This is a genomic window from Pseudomonas sp. 8209 (genome assembly GCF_028682105.1).
In the GTDB taxonomy this organism is placed as follows: domain Bacteria; phylum Pseudomonadota; class Gammaproteobacteria; order Pseudomonadales; family Pseudomonadaceae; genus Aquipseudomonas; species Aquipseudomonas palmensis.
Genome location: NZ_JANIAH010000007.1, coordinates 258096 through 279550, shown reverse-complemented (window position 1 = coordinate 279550; position 21455 = coordinate 258096). Strand labels below are relative to the sequence as shown.

Annotated in this window: 18 protein-coding genes and 1 pseudogene; 16 read left to right on the top strand and 3 right to left on the bottom strand. The window is 65.9% G+C overall.

Features of this window, described 5'->3' with window-relative positions; all coding sequences use genetic code 11:
* Nucleotides 1-81 precede the first annotated feature (81 nt).
* The 4 genes and pseudogenes from NP552_RS17615 (at nucleotide 82) to NP552_RS17600 (ending at nucleotide 4245) form a co-directional block, all read left to right on the top strand.
* Nucleotides 82-579, top strand: a complete 498-nt coding sequence (locus NP552_RS17615) for an RNA polymerase sigma factor (RefSeq protein WP_043864025.1) — start codon at nucleotides 82-84, stop codon at nucleotides 577-579.
* A gap of 55 nt (nucleotides 580-634) precedes the next feature.
* The gene (locus tag NP552_RS17610; RefSeq protein WP_213607372.1) at nucleotides 635-1615 is read left to right on the top strand and encodes a FecR family protein; all 981 of its coding nucleotides are present in this window, start codon (nucleotides 635-637) and stop codon (nucleotides 1613-1615) included.
* 75 nt (nucleotides 1616-1690) lie between these two features.
* Nucleotides 1691-2542: pseudogene (locus NP552_RS25945) on the top strand (TonB-dependent receptor plug domain-containing protein); the annotation flags it as partial.
* Nucleotides 2543-2982: 440 nt separating this feature from the next.
* Nucleotides 2983-4245: a TonB-dependent siderophore receptor gene (locus NP552_RS17600; RefSeq protein ID WP_274096955.1), complete on the top strand. Its 1263-nt coding sequence runs from the start codon at nucleotides 2983-2985 to the stop codon at nucleotides 4243-4245.
* 18 nt (nucleotides 4246-4263) lie between these two features.
* Here the strand turns inward: NP552_RS17600 and NP552_RS17595 are convergent, their stop codons facing one another.
* Nucleotides 4264-4989: an SDR family oxidoreductase gene (locus NP552_RS17595; protein WP_043864027.1), complete on the bottom strand. Its 726-nt coding sequence runs from the start codon at nucleotides 4987-4989 to the stop codon at nucleotides 4264-4266.
* 101 nt (nucleotides 4990-5090) lie between these two features.
* On the opposite strand from NP552_RS17595, the gene NP552_RS17590 reads away from it, so the two are divergent.
* The 8 genes from NP552_RS17590 to NP552_RS17555 all read left to right on the top strand — a co-directional run bounded on the left by NP552_RS17590 (nucleotide 5091) and on the right by NP552_RS17555 (nucleotide 12320).
* The gene (locus tag NP552_RS17590; protein ID WP_054914362.1) at nucleotides 5091-5909 is read left to right on the top strand and encodes a LysR family transcriptional regulator; all 819 of its coding nucleotides are present in this window, start codon (nucleotides 5091-5093) and stop codon (nucleotides 5907-5909) included.
* A gap of 119 nt (nucleotides 5910-6028) precedes the next feature.
* Nucleotides 6029-6706, top strand: coding sequence for a thermostable hemolysin (locus NP552_RS17585; RefSeq protein WP_100632645.1), 678 nt, complete (start codon nucleotides 6029-6031; stop codon nucleotides 6704-6706).
* Nucleotides 6696-8177, top strand: coding sequence for an AMP-binding protein (locus NP552_RS17580; protein WP_058540319.1), 1482 nt, complete (start codon nucleotides 6696-6698; stop codon nucleotides 8175-8177). The genes NP552_RS17585 and NP552_RS17580 overlap by 11 nt, the downstream gene beginning before the upstream one ends.
* The gene (locus tag NP552_RS17575) at nucleotides 8174-8845 is read left to right on the top strand and encodes a TenA family transcriptional regulator (protein WP_210014125.1); all 672 of its coding nucleotides are present in this window, start codon (nucleotides 8174-8176) and stop codon (nucleotides 8843-8845) included. Before NP552_RS17580 ends, NP552_RS17575 begins: the two co-directional genes overlap by 4 nt.
* Complete coding sequence (locus tag NP552_RS17570; protein ID WP_054914358.1) at nucleotides 8832-9641, top strand: SDR family oxidoreductase; 810 nt, start codon at nucleotides 8832-8834, stop codon at nucleotides 9639-9641. The genes NP552_RS17575 and NP552_RS17570 overlap by 14 nt, the downstream gene beginning before the upstream one ends.
* Nucleotides 9638-10282 carry a tetratricopeptide repeat protein gene (locus tag NP552_RS17565; protein ID WP_078481133.1) on the top strand — a complete coding sequence of 215 codons (645 nt, stop codon included), beginning with the start codon at nucleotides 9638-9640 and terminating at the stop codon, nucleotides 10280-10282. The genes NP552_RS17570 and NP552_RS17565 overlap by 4 nt, the downstream gene beginning before the upstream one ends.
* Nucleotides 10283-10293: 11 nt before the next feature.
* Nucleotides 10294-10956 carry a response regulator gene (locus NP552_RS17560; RefSeq protein ID WP_054914356.1) on the top strand — a complete coding sequence of 221 codons (663 nt, stop codon included), beginning with the start codon at nucleotides 10294-10296 and terminating at the stop codon, nucleotides 10954-10956.
* Complete coding sequence (locus NP552_RS17555) at nucleotides 10953-12320, top strand: sensor histidine kinase (RefSeq protein WP_104572556.1); 1368 nt, start codon at nucleotides 10953-10955, stop codon at nucleotides 12318-12320. Before NP552_RS17560 ends, NP552_RS17555 begins: the two co-directional genes overlap by 4 nt.
* A 34-nt stretch (nucleotides 12321-12354) precedes the next feature.
* On the opposite strand, the gene mqo is transcribed toward NP552_RS17555, so the two are convergent.
* The gene (gene mqo / locus NP552_RS17550; RefSeq protein ID WP_058540324.1) at nucleotides 12355-14001 is read right to left on the bottom strand and encodes a malate dehydrogenase (quinone); all 1647 of its coding nucleotides are present in this window, start codon (nucleotides 13999-14001) and stop codon (nucleotides 12355-12357) included.
* Nucleotides 14002-14296: 295 nt separating this feature from the next.
* On the opposite strand from mqo, the gene NP552_RS17545 reads away from it, so the two are divergent.
* The 4 genes from NP552_RS17545 to NP552_RS17530 all read left to right on the top strand — a co-directional run bounded on the left by NP552_RS17545 (nucleotide 14297) and on the right by NP552_RS17530 (nucleotide 20421).
* Nucleotides 14297-16552 (top strand): ATP-binding protein, encoded by a 2256-nt coding sequence (locus NP552_RS17545; protein ID WP_254999888.1) that lies wholly within the window; start codon nucleotides 14297-14299, stop codon nucleotides 16550-16552.
* Nucleotides 16553-16570: 18 nt separating this feature from the next.
* Complete coding sequence (locus tag NP552_RS17540; protein ID WP_043864031.1) at nucleotides 16571-17032, top strand: response regulator; 462 nt, start codon at nucleotides 16571-16573, stop codon at nucleotides 17030-17032.
* 9 nt (nucleotides 17033-17041) lie between these two features.
* Nucleotides 17042-19441: a hybrid sensor histidine kinase/response regulator gene (locus NP552_RS17535; RefSeq protein WP_043864032.1), complete on the top strand. Its 2400-nt coding sequence runs from the start codon at nucleotides 17042-17044 to the stop codon at nucleotides 19439-19441.
* 89 nt (nucleotides 19442-19530) lie between these two features.
* Nucleotides 19531-20421: a LysR family transcriptional regulator gene (locus tag NP552_RS17530; RefSeq protein ID WP_054914352.1), complete on the top strand. Its 891-nt coding sequence runs from the start codon at nucleotides 19531-19533 to the stop codon at nucleotides 20419-20421.
* Nucleotides 20422-20460: 39 nt separating this feature from the next.
* Here the strand turns inward: NP552_RS17530 and NP552_RS17525 are convergent, their stop codons facing one another.
* Complete coding sequence (locus NP552_RS17525; protein ID WP_054914351.1) at nucleotides 20461-21435, bottom strand: Bug family tripartite tricarboxylate transporter substrate binding protein; 975 nt, start codon at nucleotides 21433-21435, stop codon at nucleotides 20461-20463.
* Nucleotides 21436-21455: the final 20 nt, after the last annotated feature.

Below are 21455 nucleotides of genomic sequence, written 5' to 3'. Positions count from 1 at the left end.
GCGCCTCGGCCGCGTTGTTTTAAATGATATTAATTCCTGTTATCTTCCTGCGCTCCCTGACCCCCAGCTCGCAGGTGTTTCGTGTCAAGCGCAGACCTCAAGGCGTTGTACCTTGCCCACCGTGAAGAAATTCAGGACTACCTGAATCGTCAGGTGCGCTGCAAGGACACCGCCGCAGACCTGACTCAGGAAACCTTCATTCGCCTGTCCGAACAGCTGGGGCGCACGCCCATCGACAACTTTCGCGCGTACCTGTTTCTGTGCGCGCGCAACCTGTTCATCGACTACCTGCGTCGCGAGCGCCACCGCAAGGGCGAGGTGGTCGAGCCCACCGAGCTGCAGGCGCTGGAGCAGAAGACCCCGAGCCTGGAACGCACGGTGATCGCCCAGGACCAGCTGGCCACGCTCAACCGCGTGATGCAGCGCATGCCCGAGCCTTGCCGCGAGGTGTTTCTGCTAGCGCGCGGCGAAGGCCTGACCTACGTGGAGATCGGTGAACGTCTGGGCATTTCGCCCAAGACCGCCTACAGCCGCATGGTGCGGGCACTGGAATTGCTCAAGCTGGGCATGTCCGAGTGAGAGTGGACTATCATGCGCCCCTGTACACCTCACCGCCCGCACAGTGACCCGACCCATGGCTGAACCGCCCTTCCCCACGCCGGCCCCGGCCTCGCCCGACGAGCCCCAGGCCGACCCCATCTCGCAGCAGGCCTGCGCCTGGTTCGCGCTGATCTTCGAAGGCTCGGCCAGCCAGGCCGAGCACGAGCAATGGCTTGAGTGGATGCTGGCCGACCCGCGCCATGCCAAGGCCTACCTGGAACTCGAAGCGCTGTGGGCCCTGGCCGCCGAGCTGCCTGCCGTGCAGGCGCCGCCTGCCCCCAAGGCCCGCGGCATCTCGCGGCGGCGCTTCATGCAACTGGCCATGGCGGCGTGCACCGCCGCAGTGGCCACCGGCTCGGCCACACTGTGGCTCAAGGGCGACGGCCTGTCGTTTGCCGACCTGCACACGCGCGTGGGTGAAACCCGCACCGAGCGCCTGCCCGATGGCAGCGTGATCGAACTGGCCGGCAACACCGCCCTGGACCTCGACTTTTCCGGCACCACGCGGCGCCTGCGCATGCTGCGTGGTCAGGCCTATTTCAAGGTGGCCGCCGATACCCGCCCGCTGCGCATCGACACCGAGGCCGGCACCGTGATCAGCCACCAGGGTGCGTTCTGCCTGTCCTGCGATGCCGGCAGCGCCGACCTGGCCGTCAGTGAGCACAATGCCGGGGTGCAAATCCCCGGCCAGCAGGCACAACTGGGCCAGGGCGAGGCCGTGACCTTCGGCGCCGCCGGGCTCGGCCCGGTGCAGCGCGCCGAACTCGACCAGGTGCTGGCCTGGCGCAACGGCAGCCTGGTGTTCTTCGACACGCCCCTGGCCAAGGTGGTCAATCACCTGCAGCGCTGGCGCGAGGGCCGCATCTTCATCGCCGACGAGCGCCTGGCGGCACGCCCGGTGAGCCTGATCCTCAATCGCCAGCACCCCGAGCAGATGCTCGATGTGCTGGCGCGCACCCTGCCGATCCGCCTGAGCCGCTACACCGACCTGGTGACCATCATCCGCCCTGCCTGACCCGCCGATGGCTGATTGAAAATTATTTGCAGTACCCATCAGACATTTGCACTCCTCGTGCGTCATCACCAGCAGATGAAACCCATTCGCAAACAGGCGAAGTCGTTCTGCCGAGGAGTCAAGGAAATGGCAACACCCCAGACGTTGTTCCCCCAGGGTTCGTGCTGGCGCATGTCGGCGCTGGGCGCCGCGATCAGTTGCGCGCTGCTGGCCCAACCGGCCCAGGCCCAGGTGCCCGCGCCCGGTACAGGGGCGGTCAGCGTGCACACGGCATTCGATATCCCCGCCCAGCAACTGCGCCAGGCATTGCTGGTTTTCAGCCAGCAGACCGGGCAGAACGTGATGCTCGACGGCAACCTGGACGCCGGCCTGCGCAGCGCACCGGTCAAGGGCAGCTACTCCGCCGATCAGGCCCTGGCCCAACTGCTGGCCGGCAGCGGCTTCACCTTCGGGCGCAGTGACGCCTCGACCCTGTACCTGGTACCGCTGCCAGACAGCGCCGGCAACAACATCGAACTGGGCGCCACCACCATCAACAGCGCCTGGAGCCTGGGCAGCACCACCGAGGGCAGCGGCTCCTACACCACCGGGCAGACCAGCACCGCCACGCGCCTGGACATGTCGCTGCGCAAGACCCCGCAGTCGATCAGCGTGATCACCCGCCAGCAGATGGACGACCAGGGCCTGAACAACCTGTCCGAGGTGATGCAGCAAACCCCGGGCATCACCGTCAACCGCGAGAACTCCGAAGGCTTCACCTTCTACTCGCGCGGCTTAGAGATCCAGAACTTCCAGTACGACGGCGTGCCCAGCCTGAGCACCGACGCCGGCAACCTGCGCGACAACTACAGCATCACCAACTCGGTGATCTACGACCGCGTCGAGGTGCTCAAGGGCGCCACCGGGCTGGTCAACGGCATCGGCTACCCGTCGGGGGTGATCAACCTGGTGCGCAAGCGGCCCACTGCCCAGTTTCAGGGCCATGTGTCCGCCGGCGCAGGCTCGTGGGATCACTACCGCACCGAGCTGGACGTGTCCGGACCGCTGCTCGACAGCGGCGCCCTGCGCGGGCGTTTCGTCGCGGCCCGTGAACAGCAGCACACCTTCATCGACTACCAGAAGCAGCAACAGGACATCTTCTACGGCGTGCTCGACGGCGACCTGTCTGACGCCACCGTGCTGAGCGTGGGCTACGAGTACCAGCAGAACGACAACGACGCGTCCTCCACCACCCACCTGCCGGCCTTCTACAAGAACGGCACGCCGGTGCGCTTCTCGCGCTCCACCAACCCGGCGGACAACTGGGCCTACCGCAACCATCGCACCCAGCGCGCATTCGCCAGCATCGATCACCAGTTCGACAACGAGTGGTCGCTCAAGGCCACCGCCAGCTACCGCAACTATGCCTCGCGCGAGATCATCGCAGGCCTGGCCACCGCCCATGTCGACCCGAACGACAACAGCGTCGCCCACGGCTACTACCCGGGCGGTGCGGCCAGTTCAACACCGATACCGACGAGAAGTCCTTCGATATCTACGCCAAGGGCCCGTTCTCGCTGCTGGGCAGAAGCCACGACCTGGTGGTGGGCTACACCTATGCCCACACCACCGCGCAATCGGACCGTACCGACGGCAGCACCGACGCCGTGGCACCCGATGCCTTCGACTGGAACAACAACGCCGCCTACCCCACCGACTGGGCCTGGTGGTCGACCTTCGATATCAAGACCACGCAGAAGGTCGGCTACGCTGCGGTCGTGCTCAAGCCCACCGACGCACTCAACCTGGTGCTGGGGGCGCGGGTCACCGACTACGCGTGGAGCCTGGACAGCATCAACGCGCTGCCGCGCAGCAGCCGCACCGCCACCCGCGACACCGGTGAAGTGATCCCCTATGCCGGCATCACCTACGACCTCGACGACCAGCACACCGTGTACGCCAGCTACACCGACATCTTCAAGCCGCAGCCCTACAACCGGGGTGCCGACAACAAGCCGCTGGACCCGCTCACCGGGCAAAGCTACGAAGTGGGAATCAAGGGCGAGTATTTCGACCGTCGCCTGAATGCCAGCCTGGCGCTGTTCGAGCTCAAGCAGGACAACCTGGCGCAGTCGACCGGCACCACCGGGGAGTTCGGCAATGAAGTGATGCGCGCCGTGCAGGGCGCCACCACCCGCGGTGTGGAGCTGGAAATGTCCGGCGAGATCCTGCCCGACTGGAACATCAACGCCGGCTACGTCTATCAGGCCTCCTACGACGCCGATCACCGGCGCGTGGCGACCAACCAGCCCCAGCACCTGCTCAAGGTCGCCACCAGCTACCGCCTGCCGACCGAGCTGAACAAGCTCACCGTGGGCGGCAACTGGCAGTGGCAGAGCCGCACCTACTTCGTCGACGACACCTTCTACGACGACGTCAACGACGTGGCGCTGCCCAGCCACAAGTTCTTCCAGGACGCCTACGGCGTGGTCGGCCTGATGGCCGCGTATGACGTGAGCAAGCAACTGAAGGTGTCGGCCAACCTCAACAACCTGTTCGACAAGACGTACTACAGCGGCATCGGCAACTACTACTCGGTCTACTACGGCGACCCGCGCAACGTGATGTTCAACGTCAGGTACAGCTTCTGACGCGCAACGCGCACGCCATCAGGCCTGCTGGCGGGTCGCCGCCAGCACGATCTCGCGGATGCACACGCCCTGAGGCTGTTCGTAGGCGTAGCGGATCGCATTGGCCACATCGTCCGCCGACAGCACCACGCCGCCCATGCCGGCCTTCCAGTCCTGGTAGCCGGACTTGATCGCCTCATCGGTGGTGTGGCCGAGCAGCTCGGTTTCCACCGCACCCGGCGCGATGGTGATGACCCGCACGTTGTGCGCCGCCACTTCTTCGCGCAGGTTTTCCGAGATCGCGTGCACGGCAAACTTGGTGCCCACGTAGGCCACATGGTTGGGGAAGGTCTTGCGCCCGGCCACCGAGCCGACGTTGATCACCGTGCCGTGGTTGCGTTCGATCATGCCGCCCAGTACCGCATGGATGCCGTTGAGCAGGCCCTTGACGTTCACATCCAGCATGCGCTCCCACTGCTCGGGGGCCTGGGTGGCGGTATCACCCAGCAGCATCACCCCCGCATTGTTGACGATCGCATCGGCCGGGCCGTACTGCGCCTCGGCCTCCTTCACCGCAGCCAGCAGCGCCTCGCGGTCGGTGACGTCGACACCCTTGCATAGAGTGGCGGGCAAGCCCAGTGCGAGCAGGCGCTCCACGCGCCGGGCCAGCAGCAGCAGGGGGTGGCCCTGGGCAGAGAACAGGCGCGCGACGGCCTCGCCGATGCCCGAGCTGGCGCCGGTCACGATGATCAGGGGTTTGTTCATGAAAGTGCTTCCGTCATTGGTTTATCAGATGACGCAAAGCGTATAGTGCCGGCCACAGCAGATAAAATGCTTAATTCCTCTTGCAGACATCGGCCTTACCTATGGATATCCGGCACCTCAAAGCCTTTGTGGCGGTGTTCGAAGAACGCAACATCACCAGCGCCGCCCAGCGCCTGTGCATCAGCCAGCCGACCTTGTCGGTGACCATCCGCCAGCTCGAAGAAGCCCTGGGCGCCACCCTGTTCAACCGCCAGTCGCGAGGGGTGGAGGTGAGCGAGGCGGCGCGTTCGCTGTACCCGCAGGCCTGCGCGCTGGTCAGCGAGGCCGAGGCCCTGCGCCAGCGCTTTCGCACCAGCGATGCGCGCCAGCACCTGAGCCTGGGCATCGAGCCGGACCTGAGCCCCGCGCAGGTCGCTGCGTTTCTGCGCTTTGCCCACCAGGTGGTGGCGCACCTGTATATCACGCTGCACGAGGGCTGTGCCGGCGATGCGCGCCTGGCGGTGGAAGAACAGTGCTGCGAAGACGAGCTGTTCCTGCCGGTGTGGGACGACCCGTTCGTGCTGGTGAGCGCAGCCGGCAGGCAGCCGGGCACGGTCACCAGCCTGTACCCCTGGGTCATCTGCCCCGAACACCCCTCCCACCAGCGCCTGATGGCGCTGTATGGCAACTCCACCGCGTCGGCGGTGGCCAGCAGCGGCTCGCTGCAGCAGTCGCTGCTGCTGGTGGCGGCCGGGGTCGGCGTGGCGGCGCTGCCGCACTCGCTGGTGAGCGCGGCACAAGGGGTGCAGGTGCATGCGCTCAACAGCCCGCTGCCCAGTCGCCGGGTGGGCCTGTGCTACAGCGGCACTGCGCTGGAGCACCCGGTGCTGCGCCTGCTGCACGCCGCGCTGCGCGACGCCCCGGCCGGTACCTGGCAATGATGCGACAGGCATCGAAAGCCGCGGTCTGAACAGACCGCTGGCTGTTTTCGCGATCTTCAGACTCCGTTAAGAATTGCCTCGGATACTCCTCCCGACACACACCCCGGGAGGCGTGATCGATGCCCGATTCTGACTGGAACATCCCCCTGCCCCTGCACTTCGCAGCCGCAGGCGGTTCGGTGATGAGCCTTGCCAGGGCCTTGCCCGGCGATAGCCTGCGCCCGGCCTACGAGGCCTTCATCCAGCAGCGCTTTCGCAAGGCCCATGGTGCGCATATCGCACAGTTCATGCCGCAGCTGTTCGGCATCAGCGATGCCTCCGGCGCGCTGTGCGCCGTGGCCGGTGTGCGGCTGGCCAGCAGTGAGGCGCTGTTTCTGGAGCGCTACCTGGACGAGCCGATCGCCCCCTTGATCAGCGCCACCGAGAACAACCCTGTCGATCGCAGCGCCATCGTCGAGGTCGGCAACCTGGCGGCCGCCGATACCGGCAGCGCGCGCCTGAGCATCATTGCCGTTACCTACCTGCTGGCCATGGGCGGTCTGGAGTGGGTAGCGTTCACCGGCAGCATCGGCCTGGTAAACAGCTTCCACCGCCTTGGGCTCAAGCCAGTGAGGCTGTGCACGGCCGACCCCCTGCGCCTGGGCGAAGAACGCCATAACTGGGGCAGCTACTACCAGAGCCAGCCCCAGGTGCATGTTGGCAACATCCGTGCAGGCTTCATCCATTTGCGCAACATGGGCGTGTTCACACGCCTGGGCCTGCCTACCGCCGTCGGGGAGGCCTGTCATGTCGCCTGAACTGCAGCATTTCGAACAGGTGCTGCGCAGGCACGCCGAACACACGCCCAACGCCATTGCGTTGTGGGGCGACCAGTTGAAGCTGGACTACGCCACGCTGCAGGCCGAGGTGCAGTACCGCCAGCAACGCCTGCGCGATGAGTCGGCCAGGGTCGTGGCACTGGCCCTGGATAACGGTGTGGAAGCCATGCTGTGGGATCTGGCATTGCTGTTTGCAGGCGTGACCTGCGTGCTGCTGCCGCCCTTTTTCAGCCCCGCACAGCGCAGCCATTGCCTGGCGCAGAGCCAGGCCAGCCTGGTGATTGCCGAGCCGGCCCTGGCCCCCGAACTGCTGGCGTGCGGCTATGTCGAAGACGGCGCGTTCTGGCGCAGGCAATGGTCGGGGCCCGACCTGATGCCCGAGGGCACCGCCAAGCTGACCTTCACCTCCGGCACCACCGGAACCCCCAAGGGCGTATGCCTGGGCGCCGAGAGCATGCTGCGCGTTGCCCGGGCGCTGGAGCAGGCCAGCCGAATCACCGCGCCACAGCACCACCTGACCCTGCTGCCGCTGGCGATCCTGCTGGAGAACCTGGGTGGCTACGCCGCGCTGATGGCCGGGGCCACGGTGAGTGTCCCCAGCCTGGCGGCTCTGGGCATCCAGGGCGCAAGTGGCGTCGATGCTGCGCGCCTGCTCGGCACCCTCGCCGACCGTGCGCCCCACAGCCTGATCCTGGTGCCGCAACTGCTGCTGGTGCTGGTCAGCGCCGCTGAACAGCGCGCCTTCGACCCGCGCACGTTGCGCTTTGCCGCGGTGGGCGGGGCCAGGGTCGCCACCGAACTGCTGATCCGCGCGCAGCGCATCGGCCTGCCGGTGTATGAAGGCTACGGCCTGTCGGAATGCGCCTCGGTGGTGTGCCTGAACCGGCCACAGGCCCATCGCCCCGGCAGCGTGGGTCAGCCACTGCCCCACCTGCAGGTCAGGCTGGCCGAAGACGGCGAGGTGCTGATCAAGGGCTCGGCCCTGCTCGGCTACCTGGGCCAACCGCCGCACACCGACGCCTGGTGGCCCAGCGGTGACCTGGGCGAGCTGGACGCCGAAGGGTTCCTGTACATCAAGGGGCGCAAGAAACACCAGTTCGTCACCAGCTTCGGCCGCAACATCAACCCCGAATGGGTCGAAGCCGAACTGACCCAGCGAGGGGTGTTCGCCCAGGCCTTCGTCTATGGCGAAGCCATGGCTCACAACCACGCATTGCTGTGGCCACATCAACCGGGCTGCACCGACACCGAACTGGCAGCGGCCGTGGCCCAGGCCAATCAGGCCCTGCCCGATTACGCCCAGGTGCATCGCTGGACGCGCCTGGAACAACCGTTCACGACCGCCAATGGCCTGCTCACGGCCAATGGCCGCCCGCGCCGCGATGCCATCGTCGAGCGCTACCGCTCCCAACTCACCGACCCCCTTGCCTGCGAGGCTACCCGACCATGAGCTTTTTCGACACGCTGCAAGAAGCAACCCATCAGCAACGCCATGCGCTGTTCAGCCTGCCGGTGATTCGCGATGCCCTCGAAGGCAAGGTCAGCCTGGATAGCTACCAGGCCTTCCTGGCCCAGGCCTACTACCATGTGCGTCACACCGTACCCTTGATGATGGCATGCGGCGCCCGCCTGCCCTCGCGGCTGGAGTGGCTGCGCAAAGCCGTGTGCGAGTACATCGAAGAGGAGTATGGCCACGAGCAATGGATACTCAACGACATTGCTGCCTGCGGCGGTGACAGCGATGCCGTGCGCGAAGGTCGGCCTTCACTGCCGATCGAGCTGATGGTCGCCTACCTCTACGACCTGATCGCGCGGGGCAACCCGGTAGGGCTGTTCGGCATGGTCAATGTGCTGGAAGGTACCAGTATCGCCCTGGCCACCCATGCCGCGCACAGCATCCGCGCGCGCCTGGCGCTGCCGGAGGCCGCCTTCAGCTACCTCAGTTCCCATGGCTCGCTGGACCTCGAGCACATGCAGACCTATCGCCGTTTGATGAACACCCTGCAGGCCCCTGATGACCAGGCCGCGGTGATCGATGCGTCGCGCGTGGTCTACCGCCTGTATGCCGACATGTTTCGCGGCCTGCCGCACGATGGAGCACAGCATGCGCCTGTCTGACGCCCGCGTGGTCCTGACCGGTGCCAGTGGCGGGATCGGCCTGGCCATAGCCGCCGCCCTTTGCGCCAACGGCGCCCGCGTGCTGGCGGTGGCCAGGCATGCCGAACCCCTGCAAACGCTGCTGCAGGAGTACCCCGCGCAACTGACCTGGATGGGCGCCGACCTGACCTTTCTCGTGGACAGGCGCAAGGTGCTCAACGCGGCCCAGGCCCTGGGCGGCGCGAACCTGCTGATCAATGCTGCGGGCGTGAACCATTTCGCCATGTTCGAGCAACTGGACGACAGTGACATCAATGCCATGCTGGCAGTAAATATCAGTGCCCCCATGTGCCTGACTAGGCTGTTGTTGCCGCTGCTCAAACAGGCCGACAGCGCCATGGTGGTCAATGTCGGGTCTACCTACGGTTCGATCGGCTACCCCGGCTACGCGGCCTACTGCGCGAGCAAGTTCGCCCTGCGCGGGTTTTCCGAAGCGCTGCGCCGGGAACTGGCCGACACCCGGGTCAACGTCCTGTACGTCGCCCCGCGGGCCACCCGCACCCCCATGAACAGCCCGGCGGCGCAGGCCCTGAACGTTGCCCTCAAGGCCAATGTCGATGATCCGAAAACCGTGGCCAGCGCCGTGATTCACGCCATTGCCGGTGATCGGCGCGACCTTTACCTGGGTTGGCAGGAGCGTTTTTTCGTGCGCCTGAACAACCTGCTGCCGCACCTGGTGGACCGCGGTCTGCGCAAGCAGTTGCCACTGATCCGCCGCCTCAGCCACAAGACCGACCGCGAGCCGCCCAAACCATGAAAAAGATTGCCACCTGCCTGCTGGTCTGGGGCCTGAGCCAAGGCGCCTGGGCCCTGGACAATGCCGACCAGCAACGCCTGAACATGCTTCAGCAAAGCTGGGCACACATCCAATACCAATTGCCGCCAGACCAACGCGCGACAGCCTTCGAGCAATTGTCCAGCCAGGCCTCGGCGTTTACCCGGGAACGTCCGACCACGGCTGAAGCCTGGATCTGGTCGGGCATCGTCACCAGCAGTTGGGCCGGTGCGCAGGGCGGGCTGGGCGCGCTGGGCAAGGCCAAGACGGCCAAGGCCGACCTTGAAAAGGCGCTGACGCTGGACCCCAGGGCGCTGCAGGGCTCCGCCTACACCAGCCTTGCAGCCCTGTATGATCGCGTACCAGGCTGGCCAATCGGCTTTGGTGACGCCGACAAGGCCGAACAGCTGCTCAAGCAGGCCTTGCTGATCAATCCCGATGGAATCGACAGCCTGTACTTCTGGGGCGATCACCTCTACCGTCAAAAGCGTTACCCCGAGGCCAGGGCAGCCTTGCTCAAGGCACTGCAAGCCACCCCGAGGCCAGGGCGTGAAATCGCCGATAGCGGACGTCGCCATGAAATCAACGCGCTGCTGGCGGACATCGACAAGAAACTCGACTGACAGGAGTCACCGTGCGCTTGCTGCTGATAGAAGATGACGTGGCCCTGGGTGAAGGCATTCATCAGGCCCTGGGGCGCGAGGGCTACACCGTCGACTGGCTCCGGGACGGCAGCAGCGCCCTGCATGCGCTGCTCAGTGAAACCTTCGACCTGGCGGTGCTCGACCTGGGGCTGCCGCGTATGGACGGCCTCCAGGTGCTGCGTCGCCTGCGTCATAGCGGCTCCACCCTGCCGGTGCTGATACTCACCGCGCGCGATGCCACCGAAGACCGCATTGCCGGGCTGGATGCAGGTGCCGACGACTACCTGATCAAACCCTTCGACCTGGCGGAGCTCAAGGCGCGCCTGCGGGCCCTGCTGCGCCGCAGCGCCGGGCGGGCCAAGGCAAGAATCGAGCATGCAGGCATCAGCCTGGACCCCGGCACTCAGCAGGTGTCCTTCCATGGGCAGAACGTGCCCCTGACGCCCAAGGAATATCAGCTGCTGCATGAGCTGCTTTCACCGCCGGGGCGTGTCATGACCCGCGAGCGGCTGACCCAGTTGCTTTACGGCTGGAACGAAGAAGCAGAAAGCAACACCCTGGAGGTGCACATCCATCACCTGCGCAGAAAATTCTCCGCCGACCTGATCCGAACCGTACGCGGCGTGGGTTATCTGGTGGAGGAGCGCCGATGATGTCGATCCGACGCCGTACCCTGACCCTGATCATCGGCCTGATGCTTACCGGCCTGATGATTCTCAGCGCCTTCAACCTGCATGACAGCAACCATGAAATAGCCGAGGTGTATGACGCACAACTGGCCCAGAACGCGCGGCTTCTGCAGGGCGTCATGCGCATGCCGCTGGCTGGCGACCAACACACCGAACTGTACCAGGCGTTCAACCAGGCCCTGAGCGAAGCCACACCCAGGCTTGACGGCCACCCTTATGAAAGCAAGATCGCGTTTCAGGTGTGGGATGCGCAGGGCCAGGTGCTGGTACATACCAACAGCGCCCCCGCCTTCACCTCGCCACCGTCGGCACCGGGCTTCAGTGACGTGCATGACCTGCATGGCCGGCAGTGGCGCGCCTTCCTGCTCGAAGACAAAATCAACCAGGTGCGGATCTGGGTGGGCGAGCGCGACGACGTACGCACTGACCTGGTCGACCGCATCGTACGCCACACCCTGTGGCCCAATATGCTCGGCAGCCTGATCCTGGCAGCAATGGTCTGGCTGGCCATTGGCTGGGGGCTCAAACCCCTGGCCAACATGGCAGCCACCCTGCGTGCCCGTCATTCAGGGTCGCTTGAACCTCTGCAACTGATGCCATTGCCTGCAGAACTCGAACCGATGCAGGCCGCGCTGAACCGCATGCTGGCGCAGATCCAGGAAGTGCTGGAACGCGAGCGACGCTTCATTGCCGACGCGGCTCATGAAATGCGCACGCCCCTGGCGGTCCTGCGGGTGCACGCGCAAAACCTGCAGGAGGCCGGGACCGAACAGGAGCACCGTGAATCGCTGGCGCACCTGATACACGGGGTGGACCGCGCCAGCCGTCTGGTCAACCAGCTGCTCACCATGGCACGCCTGGAACCGCAGCCGGGTCATGCCCATGCCCCGCGAATCGACCTTGAACACACTGTGCGCGACAGCCTGGTGCAGATGACCCCATGGCTACTGGACCAGGGCCTTGAACTGGTGTTCGAGGCCGCCCCGGGCAACTACCTTGCCCGAGTGGATGGCGGGGCGATCGATATCGCACTCAACAACCTGGTGACCAATGCCGCGAACTTCTCCCCCGAGGGAGGGATCATCAGCGTTCGCCTGAGCCGCCAGCCGACGCATTTCGTGCTGTCGATACAGGACGAGGGGCCTGGTATCGACGAAGCTGAACGCGAGCGCCTGTTCGAACGCTTCTACAGTCGTGGCAATGCACAGGGCGCCGGCCTTGGCCTGGCCATCGTCCAAGCGGTCGCCATGCGGCTGGGCGGTCAGGTCCGGCTGGAGAACATGGCCACCGGCGGGCTGTGCGCAACCCTGGAGATTGCGCTGGACTGAACCCGCCCCCCCGCTGACAGGTAGCCATCGACGGTCATGGCGCCAGGTCAGGGTCCGAGTCGCTGTGCTTCTGGCCGATCGGGTCGGTGGCCGGCGACTGCTGCGGCGCCTGGGTATCGATGCCCGGTGGCGGCGCAAGCTGCAGTATCTCGCTGGTGTAGGCCCACTCCTGCTGCACCCGGGCCGGGTCGTCGTTCAGGTGGGTGCCGTAGCTGGGCACGATCTGGTGCAGCTTCTGCTGCCAGGCCGGGCTGGCGACCTTGTCCTTGAACACCTTCTGCAGCACTTCGAGCATGATCGGCGCCGCGGTGGATGCGCCGGGCGATGCGCCCAGCAGCCCGGCAATGCTGCCATCGGCCGCGCTCACCACCTCGGTGCCCAGCTTGAGCACCCCGCCCTTTTCCTTGTCGCGCTTGATGATCTGCACCCGCTGCCCGGCCTGCCACAGGCGCCAGTCTTCCTTCTTGGCCTGGGGGAAGTAGGTCTGCAGCGCCTCGAAGCGGTCGTCGTCCGATTGCATCAGCTGGCCTGCCAGGTACTGCACCAGGTCGAACTGGTCGATCCCCACCTTGGTCATGGGCCACAGGTTATGGGTGGTCATGCTGGAGAACAGGTCCAGGTACGAGCCTTCCTTGAGAAACTTGGTGGAGAAGGTCGCGAACGGCCCGAACAGGATCACCCGCTTGCCATCGAGTACCCGGGTATCCAGGTGCGGCACCGACATCGGCGGCGCGCCCGTGGCGGCGATGCCGTAGGCCTTGGCCATGTGCTGCTGGGCGATGGTGGGGTTGTCGGTGACCAGGAACGAGCCGCCCACCGGGAAGCCCGCGTAGTCCTGGGCCTCGGGAATGCCGGACTTCTGCAGCAGCGGCAGCGCCGCGCCGCCGGCACCGATGAACAGGAACTTGGCATCGGCGGTCGACTTCTCGCCGCTCTTGAGGTTCTTGTACTCCACATGCCAGGAGCCGTCGTCATTGCGACGGATGTCCTCGACCTCGCTGGACAGCTTGAGCGAGAAATTCTCCTGCTGCTGCAGGTGCGCCACGAACTGGCGGGTGATCTCGCCGAAGTTCACGTCGGTGCCGATCGGCGTCCAGGTGGCGGCGATCTTCTGGTTGGGGTCGCGGCCCTCCATCATCAGCGGCACCCACTTGCGGATCTGTGCCGGGTCTTCGGAGTACTGCATCGGCCGGAACAGGGGGCTGGCCTGCAGCGCCTCGTAGCGGCGCTTGAGGAAACTGATGTTGTCGTCACCCCACACGAAGCTCATGTGCGGCGTGGAATTGATGAACGAGCGCGGGTTCTTCAGCACCCCGTTCTTGACCTGCCAGGCCAGGAACTGGCGCGTCACCTGGAACGCCTCGTTGATCTCGACCGCCTTGGTGATGTTGATCTTGCCGTCCTTGTCCTCGGGCGTGTAGTTCAGCTCGGCCAGCGCCGAGTGCCCGGTGCCGGCGTTGTTCCAGCCGTTGGAGCTTTCCTCGGCCACCCCGTCCAGGCGCTCGACCATCTCCATCGACCAGCCCGGCTCCAGCTCGTTGAGCCAGATTGCCAGCGTGGCGCTCATGATGCCGCCCCCCACCAGCAGTACATCGACCTTCTTCGATTCCGCCCCCTGCGCCTGGCCGGCCGCCAGTGACACGGCCAGGCCCAATGTGGCCACGTTCCTTGCGAACTTCATGGCATATCCCCCCAATTGCATTACGAGACGATCCAGTGAGTGTGGCTCATGGATCGCGCATGACAAGCCGTACAAGCGACCCGATGTGGTCAGTGGGGTTCCCTTGGATCGGGCCGCGGCGGCGCCAGGGCACGGGCAAAACGCTATCAAACTGAACCAATTCATCAGCTAAGGATCAGTTTTAGCATCGTGAAACCACAGGATTTGATACCTTGTCCGCGCTTTCTACACTTGGCCGGGATCGCTTGTGCCCTTCCCCTGCACGGCCTGCCAACACGCCTTCAGGAGGGATCTTGTGACCACCACCCACCCCAGCGACGCTTTCCAGATCGCCCTGGCCAACTGCGCCCGTGAACAGATCCGTACCCCCGGCAGCATTCAGCCCCAGGGGTTCATGGTCGTGGTGCAGGAGCCGGCCATGTTGATCCGCCAGGTCAGCGAGAACCTGCCGGACTGGCTGGGGGTGGAGATCGACGCCTTGCTGGGCGTGCATTTCGATGCGGTGGTGCAGGACGGTTGCAGTTTCGTCGAGCAGCTGGGCGAACTCGACGAAGACCAGTCCCAGCCCTATCACGTGGCCGACGTACAGTTTCTGATCGGCCAGCAGGCGCAGCGCCTGCCGATGATGCTGCACCGCCACGACCAGGTGCTGATCGCCGAATTCCAGCGTCCGGCCGCTGTGCCGGCGCCGAGCTCGCGCCTGTACCCGCTGGTGCGCTCCTTCGTTGGCGGCGCACCGGACAGCGAGAGTATCGACGAGCTGTGCGAGCGGGCGGTGCGCGTGATCAAGCGCCTGACCGGGTTCGGCCGGGTCAAGTCCTACCGCTTCGACACCGAGGGCAACGGGCTGGTCAACGCCGAGCTGGTCGACGACGACTACCCCAGCTACAAGGGCCTGTGCTTCCCTGCTTCGGACATCCCGGCGCAGGCCCGGGCGCTGTACTGTGCCAACCGCATCCGCGTGATCGAGGATGCCGACTACCAGCCGGCGCGCCTGCTGCCGGCCGCCAACCTGCTCACCGGCCAACCCCTGGACCTGAGCTTCTCGACCCTGCGCAGCGTCTCGCCCGTGCACCTGCAATACATGCGCAACATGCAGACCTGGGCCTCGATGTCGGTTTCCATCGTGGTCGAGGGCCGGTTATGGGGGCTGGTGTCGTGTCATCACCGCACCCCGCGCAGCGTGAGCTTTCAGGTGCGTACCGCCTGCGAACTGCTGGGCCGGGTGCTGTCGCTGCAGATCGAGACCCGCGAAGCCCACCTGCGCCACGCGCGCATGCTCGAGATCCGCCAGCGCATCGTGCAACTGCTGGGCGCCATCGCCGACCAGGACAGCGTGCGCCTGGGCCTGCGCGCCCTGCCCGACATCTTCACCGACTTCGTCGGCGCCGCCGGTGCCGCAGTGGTGTCCAGCACCGGCTGCGACACCTACGGGCACACCCCGCCCCAGGCGCGGATCATGGCCCTGGTGGGCTGGCTGACCGCCCGCGGCGACGCCGAGGTGTTCCATACCGACAACGCCGGGCGCGATATCCCGCACCTGACGGGGCTGGCCGACATGGCCAGCGGCATCCTTGCCGTGTCCATTTCCGAATTGCACCCGCATTACCTGATCTGGTTCAAACCCCAGCAGTCCCAGGTGGTGCACTGGGCCGGCCGCCCGGAAAAAAGCATCGCCCAGAGCGGCTCGCTGAACCCGCGCGAAAGCTTCGAGCAGTGGCAGCAGATCGTCGAAGGCTTCTCGACCCCCTGGGACCCCAGCGAAATCGAGGGCGTGCAGGAGCTGCGCCAGGCCATCCTCGGCATCGTGCTGCGCAAGGCCGAAGAACTGGCGCAACTGTCCGAATCCCTGGAAAAGACCAACAAGGAACTGGAAGCCTTCTCCTACAGCGTTTCCCACGACCTGCGCGCGCCGCTGCGTCATATCGCCGGCTACGCCGAGCTACTCAGCGATGCCGAAGGCGCCAACATGTCCGAGCGCAGCCTGCGCTTTCTGGGCACCATCGAGAACTCCGCCAAGTTCGCCGGCACACTGGTGGACAACCTGCTGAGCTTCTCGCAGATGGGCCGGTGCGCCATGCACCTGTCCGACGTCAACCTGTCGGCGATGGTCGCCTCCATCAAGCTGGAGATGCTGCCCGACTACGAGGGCCGCGACATCCGCTGGACCTTCAACGCCCTGCCGATCGTGGTGGCCGACCCGGCCTTCCTGCACCTGGCCCTGCGCAACCTCATCGCCAACGCCATCAAGTACACCCGCGGCCGGCCGGTGGCGCTGATCGAGGTCGACGTGCAGGAACGCGACGACGCCCACGTGATCAGCGTGCGCGACAACGGCGTCGGCTTCGACATGCAGTACGCCAACAAGCTGTTCGGCGTGTTCCAGCGCCTGCACCGCATGGAAGAGTTCGAAGGCACCGGCATCGGCCTGGCCAATGTGCGGCGCATCATCGAGCGCCATGGCGGCACGGTATGGGCCCACGGTGTCCCGGACCAGGGCGCGACGTTCTATTTTTCACTTCCAAAGAAAACCCTCATGCCCACTGCATGACCCACACGAGGGCGCTCCATGCTCAAACCGATACTCCTGGTAGAAGACAACCCCAACGACCTCGAACTGACCCTGCTCGCGCTCGAGCGCAGCCAGCTGGCCAACGAGGTGATCGTGGTACGCGACGGCGCCGAGGCGCTGGACTACCTGTTCCGCAGGAACAGCCATGCCGACCGCCCGCAAGGCAACCCGGCAGTGCTGCTGCTCGACCTCAAGCTGCCCAAGGTCGATGGCCTGGAGGTGCTCGAACAGGTGCGCGACTCGGCCGACCTGCGCAGCATTCCGGTGGTGATGCTGACCTCGTCCCGCGAAGAGCCGGACCTGGACCGCGCCTATCAGCTGGGCGTGAATGCCTACGTGGTCAAACCCGTGGAGTTCAAGGAGTTCGTCGGCGCCATCTCCGACCTGGGGATTTTCTGGGCCGTGCTCAACGAGCCACCGCCCGGTTCCACCCGGGTCGTGCGTCGCCCCAAGTCATGATGACAAGACATGCCTAGACGAGAGCCCGGAGCGCCGACGCCGCTCCCCAGAATAAAGCTGCTGCTGATCGAAGACAGCACCCACGACGTCGAGCTCACGCTGTTGACGCTGGAGCGCTATGGCCTGCAGGTCGACCCGGTGGTGGTACACGATCACATCGGCGCCTGCGAGGCCATGCAGCAGCACACCTTCGACGTGATTGTGTGCGACTACCTGCTGCCCTCCTCGTCGGGCATCCAGGTGCTCGAGGTGGCCCAGCGGGCGGCCCCGGAAACGCCGTTCATCTTCCTGTCCGGCATCTTCGGCGAACAGCAGGCGGTGGAGACCATGCGCCTGGGCGCGGTCGACTACGTGCTCAAGCAGAACCTCAAGGTGCTGCCCAAGGCCATCCGCCGCGCCGTGCTCGAAGTGCGCGAACGCGAGAAGCGCCGCGCTGCGGAAAACGCCCTCGAAGAGGTCGAGACCCGCGCCCGCCTGGCCATCCAGGCTGCGGAGATGGGCGTGTGGGAACTGAGCGTGCCCAGCGGCTCGGTGCTGTGGGACGAGCGCTGCCGCGCCCTGTACGAAGTCACGCCCAGCTGCAACCTGCACCTTGACCAGGTGCTGGAGCACTGCCACCCCGACGACCGGGCTATGCTGCGGGCCAAGGTCGAGCAGGCCCTGAGCTGCGAATCGGTGTTCCATGCCGAGTACCGCGTGCAGTTGTCGGGCGGTCGCCTGCGCTGGATCAACTCCAACGGCCGTTCGCTGTTCAAGGATGGCCGCTGCGTGCGTTTCAGCGGGGTGATGCAGGACATCAGCGAGCGCAAGGTCGCCACCCAGGCCCTGGTGCAGTTGACCGAAACCCTGGGCGAGCGCGTAGAGCAACGCACCCGCGAGCGCGACCGCACCTGGGAGCTGTCGCGTGAACTGCTGGGGGTGCTGCGCTTCGACATGACCCCGATCAACTTCAACCCGGCCTGGGAGGCGGCGCTGGGCTGGTCGCGGGACCAGATCGGCAGCCTGCGCCTGTGGGAGCTGATCCACCCCCTCGATCTGGACGCCACCATCAAGGAAACCCGCAGCATCGCCAGCGGCAACGTATCGACCCGCTTCGTCAACCGCATGCGCCACGCCAACGGCGACTACCGGTGGCTGTCCTGGACCATCGTGCCGGAGAACGGCCTGATGTACGCCGCCGTGCGCGACATCACCGATGAGCGTGCGGTGGTCGAGGAACTGGCCGCCACCAACAAGCGCCTGCGCGAACAGATCGACGAGAAGGAACGCGTGGAAGCCACGCTGCAGCAGATGCAGCGCCTGGAAGTGGTCGGCCAGCTGACGGCTGGAGTGGCCCACGACTTCAACAACCTGCTCACGGTGATCCTCACCAGCGCGACCTTTGCCACGCGCGACATTGCCCGCGGCAACCTGGACAAGGCCCGCACCCGGCTGGAACACATCACCGATGCCGGTGAACGTGGCGCCCGGCTCACGGCCCAGCTGCTGTCGTTCTCGCGCCGCCAGCGCCTGCAACCGCGCCCGGTGGACCTGAACGCCACCGTGCGCGGCATGCAGAGCCTGCTGAACAAGGCGCTGGGGGCCAATATCTGGGTAGAGATGTCGCTGGCCCCGGACCTGTGGACCGCCTCGGCGGACCTGACCCAGACCGAGATGATCATCCTCAACCTCATCATCAACGCCCGCGACGCCATGGCCAACGGGCCCGGCTCGGTGCTGCTGCGTACCCACAACGTCACCGTGGAGGCCGCGCCCCTGCGGCCCGAAGACCCGGAACCCGGCCACTACGTGGTGTTCTCCATCGTCGACTCGGGCAGCGGCATGAACGAGGACACCCTGCTCAGGGCCTTCGAGCCGTTCTTCACCACCAAGCCGGTGGGGCATGGATCGGGGCTGGGGCTGGCCCAGGTATTCGGTTTCGCCAAGCAGTCCGGTGGTGGGGTGCGCATCGAAACCACCCTGGATGTCGGCACCACGGTCAGCGTGTACCTGCCGCGGATCCAGGGCGACGCCGTGGCCGTGCTGCCCAGCCCTGCGCCGGTGAGTGAACCGCATCAGCCGCTGGGCTCGACCATCCTGCTGGTGGACGATGACAGCACCGTGCGTACCCTCACGGCCACCTTGCTGGAATCGTTTGGCCTGAAGGTGGTGCAGGCGCGCAACGGCCCGGATGCACTGAACATGCTGAGCCCCGAGATCGACCTGCTGCTGACCGACTACGCCATGCCGGGCATGACCGGCGGCGAGCTGGCAGCCCTGGTCAAGCGCTCCTACCCGCAGTTGCCGGTGGTGTTCGTGACTGGCTATGCCAATACCGACGTGCTGGGGCTGAGCCATTCGACGGTGATCCAGAAGCCGTTCAGCGAGCGCGACTTGCGCAGCAAGATCTGGGCAGCGCTGGCGCGTTGAAAAAACCTGTACACGCTTTCTACCTGGCCGAGCAAAAAAGATTATTCTTGAATGACATTTTTCAACGCCAGACTATGTGAGAGCCGAATATGAAGATCGATGACATGGACGCCTTCGTCGCCGTCATCCGCTGCCAGTCGACCAACCTTGCGGCGCAGTCGCTGCAGTTGACGCAGCCGGCCATCACACGACGCGTGCAGAACTTCGAGGAAGACCTGGGCACCAACCTGCTCGACCGCAACACCAAGCCGCTCAAGCCCACGCCCATGGGCTGGCGCGTGTACGAACAGTGCAAGGCCATCCTGCGCGAGATCGACACCCTGCGCGAGCTGGTGGCCAGCCACGGCTCGCCCAGCGGCACCCTGCGCCTGGGCGTGCCGCAGACCATCGGCGATGTGGTGCTGCTCGATGCCCTGGCGCAGATTCGCCAGGCCTACCCCGAGCTGCGGACCCAGGTCGCCAGCGGCTGGGGCAGCGCGCTGATCGCCAGGATGGAAAACGGCGAGCTGGATGCGGCCGCCGCGCTGTTCCCCTCCGGCAAGATCTTCCCCGAAGGCATCGCCAGCCGTTCCATCGGCCGCATGCACCTGCGGGTGGTGGCCGCCAAGGGCAGCGCCAGCAAGCGCAGCTACAAGCTCAAGGACTGCTACAGCCAGGGCTGGGTGCTCAACCCCGACGGCTGCGGGTTTCGCGCCGGCCTGCAGCGCGCCTTGAGCGAGCAGGGGCTGTCGCTGCAGATCAACCTGGAAACCTTCGGCACCGAACTGCAACTGGGCCTGGTCGCCAACGGCCAGGGCCTGGGGCTGGTGCCCGAGCCGCTGCTGGCCGCCAGCCGTCATCGCGACCTGCTTGAAGTGGTCAACGTCAGCGACTTCAAGCCCCAGGTCGACCTGTGGCTGTTTCACCCCAGCTACCTGGGCAACCTGCAGGAGCCGGTGGAGCTGTTCGGCAGCGTCACGGCGCAGCGGCTGGCGCTGTAGCAGCCCCGCCCTGCCCCGCATCAGCCAAGGCAGCGGGCCTCACTCCAGCGTGATGTTGCCCGCCCGGATCACCTCGCCCCACCGTGCGCCGTCATCGGCGATCAGCTTGGCAAACCCCGCCGGGGTACTGTGCTCGACGCTGATCCCGTTCTGCGCGAACCGCTCGGCGGTCTGCGGCGCCTGGGCAATCGCGGCAATCGCCGCGCTCAACTGCTCGACCAGCTGCGGCGAAGCGCCCTTGGGCAGCACCAGGCCGAACCAGCCCGATGCCTCGAACCCCGGCAGGCCTGCCTCGCTGGCACTCGGCACCCCTGGCAGCAACGGCGAGCGCTGCGCGCTGCTGAGCACCAGCCCCTTGAGCTTGCCGGCCTGGATCTGCGGGGCCAGCACGGTGAGGGTATCCACCGCCACATCCACCTCGCCGCCCAGCACCGCCGTGACCGCCGGCGCACTGCCCTTGTACGGCACGTGCAGCAGGTCGATGCCCGCCAGGTTCTTCAGCAACTCCCCGGACAGGTGGCACAGGGTGCCGTTGCCGCACGACGAATAGCTCAACGCGCCCGGGCGCGCCTTGGCCTGGTCGATCAGCGCCTGCAGCGTGTCGACCTTGCTGGCAGCCGGTACGGCCACCACGTTGGGCACCGAGGCCAGCACCGCCACGGGCGTGAAGTCCTGCAGCGGGTCGTAGCGCAGGCCCTTCTGCAGGTTGGGCAGTATGGTCAGCTGCCCGGCGGTGGCCAGCGACAGCGTGTAGCCATCGGGTTTGGCCTTGGCCACCGCCTCGGCGGCGATTGCGGTGCCGGCACCGGGCTTGTTGTCGACCACCACCGGCTGGCCCAGCGAGGCCGACAACTGCTCGGCGTAGTAGCGCCCCACGGTATCGGCAGCGCCGCCCGGCGGGAACGGCACCACCAGGGTCACGGCGCGGCTCGGGTAGGCATCGGCCTGGGCCAGTGCGGCAACGCCCAGGGCCAGTGCGGCCAGGGCAAACTTGAGCGGTAGGATGATTTTCATGCAAAGGTCCTGGAACAGTC

Bases quoted from the DNA above. Each gene is read 5' to 3' on its own strand.
- NP552_RS17610 (WP_213607372.1), top strand. From the start codon at position 635: ATGGCTGAACCGCCCTTCCCCACGCCGGCCCCGGCCTCGCCCGACGAG.
- NP552_RS17595 (WP_043864027.1), bottom strand. From the start codon at position 4,989: ATGAACAAACCCCTGATCATCGTGACCGGCGCCAGCTCGGGCATCGGC.
- NP552_RS17590 (WP_054914362.1), top strand. From the start codon at position 5,091: ATGGATATCCGGCACCTCAAAGCCTTTGTGGCGGTGTTCGAAGAACGC.
- NP552_RS17585 (WP_100632645.1), top strand. From the start codon at position 6,029: ATGCCCGATTCTGACTGGAACATCCCCCTGCCCCTGCACTTCGCAGCC.
- NP552_RS17580 (WP_058540319.1), top strand. From the start codon at position 6,696: ATGTCGCCTGAACTGCAGCATTTCGAACAGGTGCTGCGCAGGCACGCC.
- NP552_RS17575 (WP_210014125.1), top strand. From the start codon at position 8,174: ATGAGCTTTTTCGACACGCTGCAAGAAGCAACCCATCAGCAACGCCAT.
- NP552_RS17570 (WP_054914358.1), top strand. From the start codon at position 8,832: ATGCGCCTGTCTGACGCCCGCGTGGTCCTGACCGGTGCCAGTGGCGGG.
- NP552_RS17565 (WP_078481133.1), top strand. From the start codon at position 9,638: ATGAAAAAGATTGCCACCTGCCTGCTGGTCTGGGGCCTGAGCCAAGGC.
- NP552_RS17555 (WP_104572556.1), top strand. From the start codon at position 10,953: ATGATGTCGATCCGACGCCGTACCCTGACCCTGATCATCGGCCTGATG.
- mqo (WP_058540324.1), bottom strand. From the start codon at position 14,001: ATGAAGTTCGCAAGGAACGTGGCCACATTGGGCCTGGCCGTGTCACTG.
- NP552_RS17540 (WP_043864031.1), top strand. From the start codon at position 16,571: ATGCTCAAACCGATACTCCTGGTAGAAGACAACCCCAACGACCTCGAA.
- NP552_RS17535 (WP_043864032.1), top strand. From the start codon at position 17,042: ATGCCTAGACGAGAGCCCGGAGCGCCGACGCCGCTCCCCAGAATAAAG.
- NP552_RS17530 (WP_054914352.1), top strand. From the start codon at position 19,531: ATGAAGATCGATGACATGGACGCCTTCGTCGCCGTCATCCGCTGCCAG.
- NP552_RS17525 (WP_054914351.1), bottom strand. From the start codon at position 21,435: ATGAAAATCATCCTACCGCTCAAGTTTGCCCTGGCCGCACTGGCCCTG.